The organism is Candidatus Alcyoniella australis (assembly GCA_030765605.1).
In the GTDB taxonomy this organism is placed as follows: Bacteria; Lernaellota; Lernaellaia; order JAVCCG01; family Alcyoniellaceae; genus Alcyoniella; species Alcyoniella australis.
This window is the reverse complement of sequence record JAVCCG010000004.1, coordinates 16,976-30,380: the sequence shown is the minus strand read 5'-3', so window position 1 is coordinate 30,380 and position 13,405 is coordinate 16,976. Positions and strand designations below refer to the sequence as shown.

General features: G+C 64.6%; 12 protein-coding genes. 7 read left to right on the top strand and 5 right to left on the bottom strand.

Translation table 11 applies throughout. The features are described 5' to 3' along the window. The first annotated feature begins 162 nt into the window (after window positions 1-162). Window positions 163-1,731, top strand: coding sequence for a hypothetical protein (locus P9M14_00460; GenBank protein MDP8254195.1), 1,569 nt, complete (start codon window positions 163-165; stop codon window positions 1,729-1,731). A gap of 6 nt (window positions 1,732-1,737) precedes the next feature. On the opposite strand, the gene yihA is transcribed toward P9M14_00460, so the two are convergent. From yihA to P9M14_00440, 4 genes are read right to left on the bottom strand one after another with little or no spacing between them, the layout of a single operon-like run. Beyond that, complete coding sequence (yihA, locus tag P9M14_00455; protein ID MDP8254194.1) at window positions 1,738-2,337, bottom strand: ribosome biogenesis GTP-binding protein YihA/YsxC; 600 nt, start codon at window positions 2,335-2,337, stop codon at window positions 1,738-1,740. A gap of 39 nt (window positions 2,338-2,376) precedes the next feature. Beyond that, window positions 2,377-2,904 (bottom strand): HAMP domain-containing protein, encoded by a 528-nt coding sequence (locus tag P9M14_00450; GenBank protein MDP8254193.1) that lies wholly within the window; start codon window positions 2,902-2,904, stop codon window positions 2,377-2,379. A gap of 48 nt (window positions 2,905-2,952) precedes the next feature. Beyond that, complete coding sequence (locus P9M14_00445) at window positions 2,953-3,324, bottom strand: TIGR02266 family protein (protein ID MDP8254192.1); 372 nt, start codon at window positions 3,322-3,324, stop codon at window positions 2,953-2,955. A 10-nt stretch (window positions 3,325-3,334) separates the two neighbouring features. Continuing rightward, the gene (locus tag P9M14_00440) at window positions 3,335-4,783 is read right to left on the bottom strand and encodes a tetratricopeptide repeat protein (GenBank protein ID MDP8254191.1); all 1,449 of its coding nucleotides are present in this window, start codon (window positions 4,781-4,783) and stop codon (window positions 3,335-3,337) included. A 186-nt stretch (window positions 4,784-4,969) separates the two neighbouring features. Between P9M14_00440 and P9M14_00435 the strand changes: the two genes are divergently transcribed. Then, window positions 4,970-6,520 carry an ABC transporter substrate-binding protein gene (locus P9M14_00435; GenBank protein MDP8254190.1) on the top strand — a complete coding sequence of 517 codons (1,551 nt, stop codon included), beginning with the start codon at window positions 4,970-4,972 and terminating at the stop codon, window positions 6,518-6,520. A 14-nt stretch (window positions 6,521-6,534) separates the two neighbouring features. On the opposite strand, the gene P9M14_00430 is transcribed toward P9M14_00435, so the two are convergent. Continuing rightward, entirely contained in the window at window positions 6,535-7,935 is a 1,401-nt protein-coding gene (locus P9M14_00430) for a radical SAM protein (protein ID MDP8254189.1), read from the bottom strand. 104 nt (window positions 7,936-8,039) lie between these two features. On the opposite strand from P9M14_00430, the gene P9M14_00425 reads away from it, so the two are divergent. The 5 genes from P9M14_00425 (at window position 8,040) to P9M14_00405 (ending at window position 13,403) form a co-directional block, all read left to right on the top strand. Continuing rightward, window positions 8,040-9,056 carry a creatininase family protein gene (locus tag P9M14_00425; protein MDP8254188.1) on the top strand — a complete coding sequence of 339 codons (1,017 nt, stop codon included), beginning with the start codon at window positions 8,040-8,042 and terminating at the stop codon, window positions 9,054-9,056. Between the two features lie 55 nt (window positions 9,057-9,111). Next, window positions 9,112-10,017, top strand: a complete 906-nt coding sequence (locus tag P9M14_00420) for a metal ABC transporter substrate-binding protein (GenBank protein ID MDP8254187.1) — start codon at window positions 9,112-9,114, stop codon at window positions 10,015-10,017. Beyond that, complete coding sequence (locus P9M14_00415; protein MDP8254186.1) at window positions 10,014-10,838, top strand: metal ABC transporter ATP-binding protein; 825 nt, start codon at window positions 10,014-10,016, stop codon at window positions 10,836-10,838. Before P9M14_00420 ends, P9M14_00415 begins: the two co-directional genes overlap by 4 nt. Then, window positions 10,831-11,703, top strand: coding sequence for a metal ABC transporter permease (locus P9M14_00410; protein MDP8254185.1), 873 nt, complete (start codon window positions 10,831-10,833; stop codon window positions 11,701-11,703). Before P9M14_00415 ends, P9M14_00410 begins: the two co-directional genes overlap by 8 nt. 218 nt (window positions 11,704-11,921) lie before the next feature. Further along, window positions 11,922-13,403 carry a radical SAM protein gene (locus P9M14_00405; protein ID MDP8254184.1) on the top strand — a complete coding sequence of 494 codons (1,482 nt, stop codon included), beginning with the start codon at window positions 11,922-11,924 and terminating at the stop codon, window positions 13,401-13,403. The last annotated feature ends 2 nt before the right edge of the window (window positions 13,404-13,405 follow it).

Genomic DNA, 13,405 nt, shown 5'->3' with positions numbered 1-13,405 from the left:
TGTTTACCGGCGACAGGAATGTTGTTGGACAATCTTCGAGAAGCCCTATATACCCCGTTCATAATGATACGAGACGAGGATGCTGTAAGAACGCAGCGATCGGCGCATGCCTTGATTCTGGGGGCGGTTCGGGCTGTATTTCAGCTCGCGGTTCTGGCAACGGTGTTCCGTTTTGTCCTCGCCCCGGCCATCGCGTTCGAGACCAGCTCCCTGCCGATCATCGCGCTTTTGCTCGAGATCGACGTGCTGCGCGCGCTGTTCTACGCGCTGCTGCCCGCAACGATCCTGCTGCTGCTGATCCCCCGCATACGCGGCCCGCTGGCAACCACGGCCGGACCGGCGCTGGGACTGGCGTTGGTCTGCGCGATCACGGTCGCCGGTCTGCCCTATCTGACGCTGACTTACCGTTATGAGTACGTTTTCCGCGTGCCCGGCATGAAATGGTGCTTTGTGCTGCTGGGCCTCAACGTGTTCGGCGTCACGTTGTTGCAGACGGCGGGCCAGTGGGTCGAACCGCTACGCAGGGCGGTGCTGCGGCTATTTCCGCTGATCGACCTCGCGCTTCCGGCTTTGGTCTGGTCGGCCTACCGTTGGGAAGCCGGGCGGATTGCGAATATCTATCGGCCGTTGCCGATCCTGTTTTTAACAACCCTGATGTTCAGTCCGTTGATCATAACGCCGGTGCCGATGGAGCGTAGCATGTCGGTCGACGGACTGCTGCAGCAAGTCGCCCCCACCATCGGTATGGGTTATTACCAGGTGCGGGTCAACGAGCGCAGTGGGAACGTGATTCTTGCCAACGAGCCCGGTAAGTTCATTCTGATCGACCCTGTGCAACGCAGGATCATCAACTCGCTTGAACTCGACCCCGGCTTTCAGGTGCAGGGATTGGCCCTGAGCGCTGATCGCCGTCAGGCCGCGTTCGTCAACCCGCTGTTCGGCCACAGCCTGCTGCTCGACGCCGACACGTTGCAGGTGCTCCAACACCGCAGGCTGGTTGATCCGCCGCCCCGGGACGAAGAATACTTCGACTGCTGGCGGACCGAGTGGGATTCCGAGCACGGGCTGCTCTACGCCTATCGCTGGGGCGACATCGCGTTGATCAGCCCTGAGATGGACCGGATCACGGCCTGGAGATCGGGGCTGATCCCCTTTGCCCTGCCCGACGCGCAGCATGGCGAGATCCACGTGCTCGAGAGCGAGGACGACGTCGATTACCGCCTGGTCTGTTTGGACGCGCGTACGTTGGAGGTCCGGCGCTCGATTGAGGTTCCCGCCTGGCCCGAGCAGATCGTGCTTGACCCGGCGACCGACCGGCTGATCGTCAGCTTTCCGCTGTTGGGGCGGCTGCTGGTGGTCGACCGCTCTGACTATCGCTTCCTACGCTGGGCCGACAGCGTACCCGGAGTGCGCCGCATGGCGATCTACGACAAACAGCGCTGGATCATCACCTGCGGGTTCTCGCCGATCATCGAGATCCGGCAACTGGACGACTTCCGCCTGGTGCGGAGGCTGACCGCTCGCGGCTGGGCCAGGTGGGGCGAGGTCGATCAGCAAAGGGATAAATTCTATTTCACCACCCAGGGCCAAGGAGCCTGGCAACTGGATCTGGCGCGGGCAGACTCGGACGAGCGGACGCGCGTCCTGCAGCGCCTTGATCCGTTCTATCTCCTGCTCAACTCGGCCAATGCCGTGTTCAGATCGTTGCTGGGAATGAATCGGGGGATCTGAGCCGTGTCAAGCGATCTCGGGCGGTAGGGCCAGGGTTTCGATCCGGCGCCACAGCTCGGGAAGGCCGGAACCCTTGGCAGCGGAGGTCAGCGCGTAGTCGCCGGGTTGCAGCCCGAACTTGCCGTGCATTTCGCGTTTGAGCTTCTCGATCTCGTTGCGCTTGAGCTTGTCGACCTTGGTCAGCGTCAGTAAAAACGGCAGACCCTGGTCGGCCAGCCAGCTCATCAACCCCATTTCCCAGTCCTGCAGCCCGCGGCGCGAGTCGGTCAGCAGCACCACCGCGGCCAGGGTCTCGCGTTGGTCGATGTAGCGTTCGATCATCGTGCGCCACGACGAGCGTTCGACCTTGGAGACCTTGGCGTAGCCGTAGCCGGGCAAATCGACTAGGCGCAGCCGGTCGCCCTCAATGGCGAAGAAGTTGATCAGTCGGGTCTTGCCCGGGCTCTGACTGACCTTGGCCAGCTTTTTACGGCCCAGCAGGCCGTTGATCAGGCTGGACTTGCCCACGTTCGAGCGCCCGGCAAAGGCGATCTCCGGCGGCCCGGGCTGCGGATAGTCGCCGGGCTGCGCTGCGGATTTGATGAATTCGGCCAAGCGGGGTTTCATCGCCGTTGCTTTCCGTAAAATAGGATTCGACGATTGTCGCTATGACTGGAGCAGCGTCTCCTGCTGCTTTTTGAACTGCTCGATCTGCTGCTTGATTTTGCTTAGCGTCGCGGCGTCGATTCCCTCGAGCTTGTCCAGTTCGGCGTTGAGCTGATCGCACAGCTCCACGCCCTGCTCGCTGCGTTCGCGGAGACGGCTGAGCATGGTGTTGAAGCTGATCGCCAGGTTCTGGAACTCGTCGTCTTTGCGCAGCCGCAGGTCGTTCTTGTAGCGCCCGTCGCGCACCTGGGCGATGTGGCGGTTGAAGGCGTAGATCGGACCGACGATACGGTGCGTGAAGCGCAGCCCGTAGTAGATGATGAACAGGGTCAGCACCAGGGCGATGCCGGTGATCGCGATGATCATCAGGTTGTCGCCGCCGCCGCTGTTGACCTTGACCAGCGCCACGGCAAAGGAAGCGAACAGCACCGTGAACAGCACGGTCAGCCCGATCATCCGGCTTTGGATGCGCTTGTCGATGAAGTAGCGGCGCCGTCTATTGTGTTGCGCTTGCGGTTGCGTGCTCATCTGTCAACTCCTTGCCGCAGTCGGGCGGATCGCTTCAGGGCAAGCGGGTCAGTCCGCTAAGTATGCTTTTTTTCCAACCAACCTGCTGATCGCCTCTTTGTCCTTTGCGGACAGGTCGATGAAATTGATGCCCATCCCGGGGTTAATGTTCTCGCCGTCGGGACGGTAGGGGTTGATCCACATCACTTCGCCGTTGGTCTCGATCGTGCGCCCCTCGTCGGCCAGCTCGAACTTGAGCATCAGCCGGGTGCCGATCTCCAGCGGGGACTTGGTCTGGAGAAAGATGCCGTCGCGACTTACGTTGCTCGCGTATTCGAACAGGAACGTATCTTCGCTGTCGATTTGGTAGTCGATCTCGACCTTGGTTCGCACACTGGCTCGGGGAGTCTTTCTTTTTTCCGAGCCTTTGCGTTTTGTCATCGGGATCTCCTCATTCGACGGTCCATTCGACCGTACCGACCAGTACGGCGTCAACGTACCACATCTGGCGCCACGTTCCGCGCGATGACATCCGATCCTTGCTCAGCAGGCGCACGAATTTGGTGAAGAACTCCAGCTCGATCGGCTCGGCATAGTACAGGGTTCCGCCGGGCCTGTAGGTCTTCTTGACGATCACGTGCCGCCCCCACAGTCCGGTGAGCACGATCTGGCGATAGACCTCGGAGCCGATGGGGAAACTTTGGCCGGTGGCCGTCAAGTCGGTGCTTAGTGGATCGCGCCCCAGCCCGACCTCGACCTTGACCATGCGGATCGCCGTGTCTTCCGGCGGCCCCTCGAGCAGCTCCATCTCTTTACGCGCCTGGGGGACCGCCGCGTCGAGGGGGAGGAGGGTGATGAACGCTCGATAGTGCTCGATCGCGGGCGCGGATTGGCCCAACTGCCGGCTGTAGAGCCGGGCGAGGGTCAGCTGCAGCTGCGGCTGGTGCCAGTCGACCTCGAGAGCCTTCTCGTAGGCCGCTGCCGCCAGGTCGTACTTGCCCGTGTCGACCAAGTTCTGCGCCACGTCGATGTGGGCCCGGGCGTTTTGGCCGCCGAGCTCGGCGTAGGGTGCGAAGTCGTCGCGATGCTCGGCGACCCAATCCGGGTCGATGCTCTGGGCGCGCTGCAGCGATTCGATCCCCTTGTCCAGGTTGCCCATCTCGATATAGGCCCGTCCCAGCAGGTAGGCCGCCTCGGGCCGGTCGGGCTCCAGCTGATGCGCGCGCAGCAGGTGCGAGACCGCGGACGAGGGGTCGCCGGCGTTGAGCAGTTCGTGCCCCCAGGCTAGGTGCGACGCGGCCATCCCCTGGCGCGCGGTCTCGACGTCGGCGCCCACGCCCAGGGCGTTCTCGTAGTTGGTCGCCGCGCCGGGGTAGTCGCCGAGGTTATAGTTCACGGCCGCCGCGGTGATCAGCGCCTCGGGCATTTTCGGTGAGATCTCCAGGGCCTTTTCCACGGCCTCGCGGGCCTCGGGAAAGCGCTCGTTGATCAGCAGCGCCTGGCCGAGCATCACCCAGGCCTTGGGATTCTCCGGCTCGATCCCCGCGGCCCGTGCGAAGTGCGGGGCCGCGTTGTACGGCTGGTCCAGGCGCAGGTAGGCCACGCCGAGGTTGAAATGCGTCTGGTAGGCCTGGACGAAATTCGGCGGCGTTACGGACAGCAGTTGTTCCCAGACCTGTGCCGCGGCCTGGTAGTCGCCGGCCTTGAAGCGCCGCACACCCTCTTGGAACAGGCCGGTGGTGTCCAGCGAGGTCCGGCCGCTGTGCGCCTGGGCCTGCTGCGCCGCCTGGGCATAGGGATCTTCAGCCGTCTGGACTTGTTTGGGACCGCAACCGGCAAGCAGCAGCAGCCCTGTAATTACAAGGATCAAGGCCCGCGCACAGTTATTATTGGTAAACATTACAGCGCACGATTTCCTTTGAATAACGAGGCTCCGCACAGGGAAAGTACATAACCCTGCGCGAGAATGTCAAGGAAATCCGGCCTGGGCTGTTCAGCGCGGGGTTGATATCGACGGCTGATCAGCGACAATCCGGGTTATCATCCGGGACGGCAACGGTTCGCGTCCTGATATTCGGGGGACAATGTGAGAAGAATCCATTGGGCGATTGCGATTTCAATTCTGGCGCTGATCTGCATCTGTGCGGGCTGCGGCGGGAGCAAGCTTGAGCAGCAGCCGGTGCTTTCCGCGGTGGTGGTCGGGATCGAGGGCACGCCGACCAACCTTGATCCGCGCTTTGCCACGGACGCCTACTCGACGCGGATCATCCCCTTGATCGCGCCGGGACTGGTGAGCATGGACCCCCGGGGCCTGCCGCGTCCCGAACTGGCCCAGAGCTGGGAGATTGCCCCGGACGGCCTGAGCTACACCTTCCAACTACGGTCCGGCCTGCGTTTCAGCGACGGCAGCGAGCTGACCGCCGTTGACGTGGTCGCCAACTTCCGCTCGGTGCTCGATCCGGCCACGGGCAGCCCCGCGGTCTCGGGCCTGTTCGCCCTGAAAAGCGTCGAGGCCCAGGGCGATTTAATCGTGCGCTTCGAGCTCGACCAGCCGTTCGCGCCGTTTCTGCTCAAATGCTTCCGCGGGATCCTGCCCGCCGAGCTGCTGGCCGACCCGGCGATGTCCCAACGGCCGCTGGGGGCCGGGCCGTATCGCATCGCGCGCAACGAGCGCGGCCAGCGCATCGTGCTCGAGCGCAACGAGCAGTACTACGGGCCGCAGCCGACAATCGAGCGCATTACCTTCCGCATTCTGGAGAATCAGACCACGCGCACCCTCGAGCTCGAGGCCGGAGGGCTGGACCTGGTCCAGAACGCCGTGGCTCCGGGCGACCTGGCGCGCTTTGAGGCCGATCCGCGCTTCGTGGTGTTGCGCGAGCCGGGGGTCAACTACAGCTACTTGGGATTCAACCTCGAGGATCCGCTGCTGCAAAAGCTCGAGGTGCGTCAGGCGATCAGCATGGCCATCGATCGTCGGGCGATTATCGACAGCTCGCTGGAGGGCATGGCGCGACCGGCCACGGGCCTGCTGGCGCCGAGCAACTGGGCCTACGAGCCCGACGTGCCGACCTTTGGCTACGACCCGCAGCGCGCGCGCGAGCTGCTCGACGCGGCGGGCCTGATTGATCCGGACGGCGATGGGGAGCAGCCGCGCTTCGAGCTGACCTACAAGACCAGCACCGACCGGCTGCGCAACGAGATCGCCACGATCATCGCCTACCAACTGGGGCAGGTCGGGATCAAGGTCGAAAAGCGCAGCTACGAGTGGGGCACGTTCTTCGCCGACGTCAAGAACGGCAACTTCCAGCTCTACTCGCTGACCTGGGTCGGGATCACCGATCCGGACATCTACCACTACGTGTTTCACTCCGATTCGCTGCCGCCCTCGGGCGCCAACCGCGGACGCTACCGCAACCCGCGGCTGGACGGGCTGATCGACGCCAGCCGCGTTGAGCTCGACCGGGAGAAACGCAAACGGATCTTCGAAGATGTGCAGCGGACATTGGCTGCCGACTGCGTGTACGTCAGCCTGTGGTACAGCGACAACGTGGTGGTCCACAGCCGCGGGCTGCACGGGTTCGCGATCTACCCCGGCGGCGAGTACACCAGCCTGGCGACGGCGACGCTTGAGCCGTGATCAGCGGAAAGTGATCAGCGGAAGAGGTTGGCCAACAGCACCCGGATTCCGGTGAGGTTCATCGTCAGCTCGCGCCGCGGGTTGCTCAGCAGGCGCCGCAAACGGCGTACGATCATTCGCGGCCGGAAGTAGTAGCCGTACCAGGCGCGCTTGAGGATCCGCTTGAGCCGCTGGGGGCTGACCTTGCCCTGGAAGACCTCGGTCGAGCTGGTGGTGAAGTACGCCTCCCAGGGCACGTCCTTGATCTGCCCCGCAGCCGACATCTCGTTGTAGAGTCGCGAGCCGGGGAAGGGCTTGAACAGGTTGATCGACACCAGGTCGGTGGCCGCCTTGCGGGTCAGCGCCAGGGTTTGTCTGATTGCCTGCTCGTCTTCCCAGGGGAAGCCGATGATGTAGTTGGCCTTGCACTCGATCCCCAGTTTGCGGGTCGTCTCGCAGACCTGCACCACCTGCTCGATGTCCAGCACCTTGGAGATCCGTTCCTGGGTCGGGCGGTGGCCGGACTCCACGCCGTAGATCACGTGATAGCAGCCCGCGCGCGCCATCAGCTGCAGTAGCTCGCGGTTGACCGTGTCCACGCGCGAGAAGCAGTTCCAGCTCACGCGCAGTCCGCGCGAGAGGATCCCCTCGCACAGCGCGACCATCTTGTGGCGGCGGATCGTCGGGCCCTCGTCGTAGAGCCGGAAGTCGGTGATGCCGTGCAGCTCGCCGCAAAGCTGAAGCTCCTGGATGAAGTTTTCCACGCTGCGGAAGCGCACCGTGTCCTCGAACACCGACTTGGAGCAGTAGGCGCACTTCATCGGGCAGCCGCGGCTGTAGATCACTCCGGTGGAGGGCAGGTGATGATAGTTGCCCGGGTCGGGCACGTAACGTTCGTTCTGGATCAGTCGGCGGTCGACGATCGGCAGCGAGTCCAAATCCTCGATCAACGGTCGCGGCCCGCTGAACACCACGCCGCCCTCGCCGCGGCTGTACAGCCCGAGCACGCCGGTCGGATCTTCGCCCGCCAACACGCGCTGCACCGTCTCGAGCAGCGTGATCTCGCCCTCGCCCACGGCCGCGTGATCAAAGGCCGGGAACTCCTCGAGGGTGCGTTCGGGCAGGGCCGAAGCATGGAACCCGCCGAGCACCACCACGGCCTGGGGCTGTTCTGCTTTGACCTGCTGGGCCACGCGATGGGCCAGGGCCACGTTGGTGGTGTAGGAGGTCACGCCGACGACGGACGGTTCGCCCGAGAGCGCCAGCGAGAGCGCGGCGCGCGGCGCGGGCTCGAGCGTCAGATCGAGCACCCGCGCGTCGATTCCCTGCGAGCGCAAATAGGTTGCGATGCTCAAAATGCTCAGTGGGATCTCTTTGCCCGGCAAATTGAACAGCTCGCCCTCGTGGGCCTGCGGTTGGACCAGTAGTACTTGCATAGCCCGGACTTTATCATCGGCTGCGTTCCAGACCAATCGTCGCGTTTACGCATTTGTCGCAAGCCGCTTGAAGCAAACCGAGCAATCTGGTTTAACCAACGCCGATGGCCATCCACGAATATCAACGACTGACCCAGGACGAGCTGCAACGGCTCGATCTTTCCCAGGCGCTGTTGTTCCTGCCCTTTGGCGCGCCGGAGCGCCACGGCCCGCATTTGCCGCTTAGCACCGACGCGCTGATCTCCCGCGGACTGGCGCAGCGTTCGGCCGCGCTGCTCGCGGAGATGCGCCCCGAGCTGACGATTTTGCTGCACCCCACGCTGCACATCGGTGCGGCCACGATCCGCGGCACGGGCAGCCTTAAAATAAACGGACGTACACTGCGGCGGCTGCTGGTGCAGACCGGCCGGCGGCTGGCGGCCACGGGAATCACGCGGCTGGTGCTGCTCACCGGACACGGCGGCCTGGCGCACGTGATCGCTATCGAGTCGGCGATGCGCGAGCTGCGTAAACGCGGCCTGCGCGTAATCGCTCCCACCAGCCGCCCGGCGGCGCGCTCCTACCTGGGGCAATACCTGGATCGTTGGGAGCAGATTATCGGCAAGCCGTTGGACGCGAGCCTTGCCGCGCACCTTGATTGCGACCTGCACGCAGGACTGCTTGAGACCGGGCTGCTGCTCGAGCTGGCGCCGGACCAGGTGCGGCCGGAGTATCGCGAACTGCCGCCGATTTTTCCGCGCGAGCGGCCCTGGTTGCGGCGGCTGATCGATCTGTCGCTGCTTCCGGCGCGGCTTGTTGTGCGCGATCCGGCGGATCGCGAACGGCTGCCCGGCGCGGCGCTGATCGTCTACCGCGACCTGTGCTGGGTGCTCGACGGGCGCGAGCGCGGCTACGTGGGCGACCCGGCGGCGGCTGACAAACGTTTCGGCGCGGCCCTGGTGCAGACGGTGAGCGAGGATATCGCCGAGGCGGTGCTCGACGTGTGCGTGCAAGGCGGCGATCCGCGCGCCTACAGCTCGGGCTACGAGTATCTGATGCCGCTGGCCGCGCTGCTGGCCGCGATCCCGGCGGTTGCGCTGTTGATCGCGGCGTTGGTCTCAACGCTTGTCGGGCGAGTATAATCAACAGACTCGTCATCCTTGGTTCTTCGCGCGTCGCAGCATTGGGAGGAACTTGGTGAGAACGCATTGTCGGCTGTTGTTGATACTCGCTCTTGCGGCGTTCTGCGCGCCAGTGGCCGCGGCCGCGGCCGAACTGCGGGTGGCGGCCACGATCTTTCCGCTGTACGACCTGCTGCGCCAGATCGGCGGCGAGCGCGTGGAGCCATTTTCCATCGTGCCGCCGGGGGCCAGCCCGCACACCTTCGCGCCCACACCGCAGCTATTGGCGCGGATCGAATCCGCCGACGCGGTGTTCGCCGTGGGACTTGGGCTGGACGTATGGATCGAGCGCGCCCTGGAGGGTGGGCGCAACGGAGGGCCGATGCTGCTGGGCGACCGGTTGAGGCAGCAGGGGTTGCTCGATACTCACGGCGATGTACACGGGCACGAGGGCCACGGCGAGGTTAATCCGCACATCTGGCTCGACCCCGAGCTGTTGCCCGCGCTGGTGCGGATGATCGCCGACGAGCTGATGCGCATCGACCCGCAGGGCGCTGTCCAGTACCAGGCCAACGCCGCGACGCTCAGCGCGAGTCTCGAGGATCTGGCGCACCGGGCCGCCGAGCGTTGCGCGCCGTTTCGCGGCCGGGCGATCGTGGTGGTCCACGGCGCCTACTCCTACCTCTGCGAGTTTCTGGGCGTCGAGATGCTGGTGATCACGCTCTCGCCCGGGGCCGAACCCTCGGCGCGCGCCATGGCCCGGCTGGTCAATCGGGCGCGACAAAGCGGAGTCGGCGCGGTGTTTCGCGAGCCGCAGCTCAGTCCGCGCGCGGCCCAGGCCCTGGCTGCGGAACTAGGCGTGCCGCTGATGGTGCTCGACCCGCTGGGCGAGCCGAATACGCCGGGGCGCGACACGCTGCAGGGACTGCTCAATTTCAACGTCGAGCAGATCCTGACCAGCATGGAGCGCGGCGCAAGATGAGTCGCGAGGAATTCTCCGGCCTGTGCACCGGTCGCGAGCAGTGCACCTGCGTCAACCCGCAGATCATCGTGCGCGGGGTGTCGTTCGCCTACGCCGCGGACAGCGTGCTGCGCGACGTGTACTTCCACGTGGACCAGGGCGAGTTCGTCGGTCTGATCGGGCCCAACGGCGGGGGCAAGACCACGCTGCTCAAGCTGGTGGTCGGCCTGCTGCGGCCCGACGCGGGGGACGTGCTGGTCTTCGGCCGACCGCCCCAACGGCTGGGCCGACTGCGCGCCGATTTGGGGTACGTGCCCCAGCAGCACGTGGTGGACTGGCGCTTCCCGGTCAGCGCCTGGGAGGTCGTGGCCATGGGAGGTTACGCCCAGCGCGGCGTGGGCCGCCGCGTGGGTCGCGACCTGCGCCAACGCTCCCATGAGCTGCTCGAGTTGGTGGGCATGGAGCGCTTTGCCGATCGGCCCATCGGCCAGCTCTCGGGCGGGCAGCAGCAGCGGGTGTTCATCGCCCGCGCGCTGGTCACGCGGCCGCGACTTTTAATCCTCGACGAGCCGACCAGCGGCGTGGACTCCTGGGGCCAGACCCGACTGTTCGAGCTGATCCGCGAGCTGATGCAACAGATGTCGCTGGCCGTACTGATCGTCAGCCACGACTTGGGACCGATGAAGAAGTTTGCGGACAAGCTGGCCTGCCTCAACCGTACGATGCACTTTCACGGCCGCTCCGAGCTGCTCGACGAGCGGCTGCTCGACGATGCCTACGCCTGCGAGCTCGACGAGATGAAGCGCGCGCATATCGAACTGAGAATGCCCGACGATGGATGAGCAGTCGTTCTTTTCGGCGCTGGCCGAGTTCGCCTTTCTGCGCCGCGCGATGCTCGCCGGGCTGCTGGTGGGCGTGGTCTGCTCCACGCTGAGCTGCTTTGTGGTGCTGCGGCGCATGGCGTTCATCGGCCAGGGGATCAGCCACTCGGCGTTCGCCGGCGCGGCCGTGGCGCTGCTGATAGTGCCCGCCGCCGAGGTCAACGGGCCGTTGGGCAGCCTGATCACCGCGGCGTTCTGCGTGCTGGTCGCGGTGCTGATCGGCCTGGTCTCGCGGCGCGGCGGGATCAGCGAGGACTCGGCGATCGGCATCCTGTTCGCCGCGTCGATGGCCCTGGCGATCGTATTGGTCAGCGCGCGCCGGATCTACACCGTCGATATTATGAGCCTGCTGTTCGGCTCGATCCTCAGCGTCTCGCGCGGCGACTTGTTGGTGATGGCGGTGGTCGGCGTCGCGGTGTTGCTCAGCGTGGCGCTGCTGTTCAAGGAGCTGCTGTTCTACACCTTCGACGAGGAGATGGCCCAGGTCGCCGGACTGCCCACCGCCGGGCTGCACTACCTGCTGCTGACCCTCTTGGCGCTGACGATCGTCGGCGCGATGAAGGTCGTGGGCGTGGTGCTGGTCTCGGCGTTCCTGGTGATTCCCGGCGCCGTGGCCCGCGACCTGACCGACAAGATGTCGGTGATGATTATCTGGTCGGTGGTCGTCGGCCTGTTGAGCACGATGCTCGGACTCTACCTCTCCTACCGCCTGGAACTGCCCAGCGGCGCGCTGATTGTATTGCTGCAGGTGGCCGTGTTCTTCGCGGTCAAGTTGATAGTCGCACTGCTGACGCACAGGCGGCGTTTAGCGGCCGGGGTTGAGTGAAGTGAGTGACAAAGGACCGTTACGGCGTTAATATCAGCGGCTGCAAGTGAGTTGTGCTACATAGAATTTGCCCGCCATGTCGTAGCGTAACCACAGTGAGGGGGAGATGAGCGTGCCCGAGGAAGCGGTCCGGCCCGGGGTCGGTCCGCTGTAGTTGCATTGAAACCACGGCCGGGAACCATTGAGCGGTTCGGACCGGCGACAGCGACCGGAGCGATATGCGTCTCGCCTTCGTTTTCAACCCGTTTTCCTACAAGCTGCACGAGGAGAACCTGCGGGTCGTCCAGCGCTTTTTCGGCCTGTTTCCGCCGTTGAGCATCTGCTGGGCCGCGGGGATCGCCGAGGCCGCGGGCCACGAGGTTCAGATTATCGACGCCCGCACCCTGGGGCTGAGCAAAGAGCAGACCCTGGAGCGGCTCAAGCAGTTCAAGCCCGACGCCGTGGGCCTGATGATGACCACCTACATGTTTCTCGAGACCATGGAATGGGTGCGCTTCATCAAGCAGGGGCTGCGGGACGTGCCGGTGATCATCGGCGGCTACAACCTGCGGGTCTATCCCAAAGAGAGCCTGGTTCACCCCGAGGTCGACTTCGGCTGCGTCAACTCGGCGCTGAACACGCTGCCGGCCTTGCTCGGCGAGCTGGAGCACGGCGGCAATTTCCACGACGTGCCCGGCCTGGTGTTCCGCGACAACGGCCGCATCGTCCAGACCCCCGAGGTCGACCCGGCGCCGAGTTTCGTCGACTATCCGTTGCCGCATCGCGCCAGCCTGCCCAACGAGCTGTACGAGGAGTTCCCCACCGAGCGCAAGAATTTCACCGTGATGGTCACAAGCAAGGGCTGCCCGCACGCCTGCGTGTTCTGCGAGGCCGGGCGCACGCCCCACGACGCGCGCACTCCCGAGCAGGTGGTGGACGAGATGGAGCAGGTCTATCATCGCTTCGGCGTGCGCGAGATCGACATCTTCGACTATGAGTTTCCCCTCAACCAGAAGCGCACGCGGCGGATCTGCAAGCTGATCAAGGAGCGCAACCTCGACATACTCTGGGCCTGCCGCTCGCGGGTCGACTCGGTGGACGAGGCGCTGTTGCGCGACATGGCCGACGCGGGCTGCGGCCGCATCTACTACGGTATTGAGCACGGCATGCAGCAGAAGCTCGACGAGATCAACAAGGGCATCTCGCTGAAGATGATCCGCGACACGATCAAGCTCACCCGCGATTGCGGCATCCGTCCGCTGGGCTTTTTTCTAATAGGCGTGCCCGGCGAGACTAGGCAGAGCGTGGCCAGCACGATCAAGTTCGCCAAGAGCCTGCACCTTGATTACGTGCAGTTCAGCAAGCTCACGGCCAAGCCCTGGACCGGGATGTGGCGCGAGCTGGTTCAATCCACGGGCTACGACTACTGGCGCGAATACGTAATGGGGCGCGCGGTGGAGGCGGCGCTGCCGCGACCGTGGACCGATCTGACCAACGAGGACATCGACCGCTTGACCAAGTGGGCCTATATCAACTTCCACGCCCGGCCGCTGTTCCTGATGCGCCACACGCTCAAGGTGCGCACCCTGGGCGAGTTCAGGCGCAAGTTTATGGGCTTCCTCGAGATGACGTTCCGTCAGGAGTCGCGTAGCGAGGACTGGCTCGAGCGCAACCAGCCGTTCGAGGTCTACAAGGCCCACCCCAAAGCGCGCCAGGATTAGCC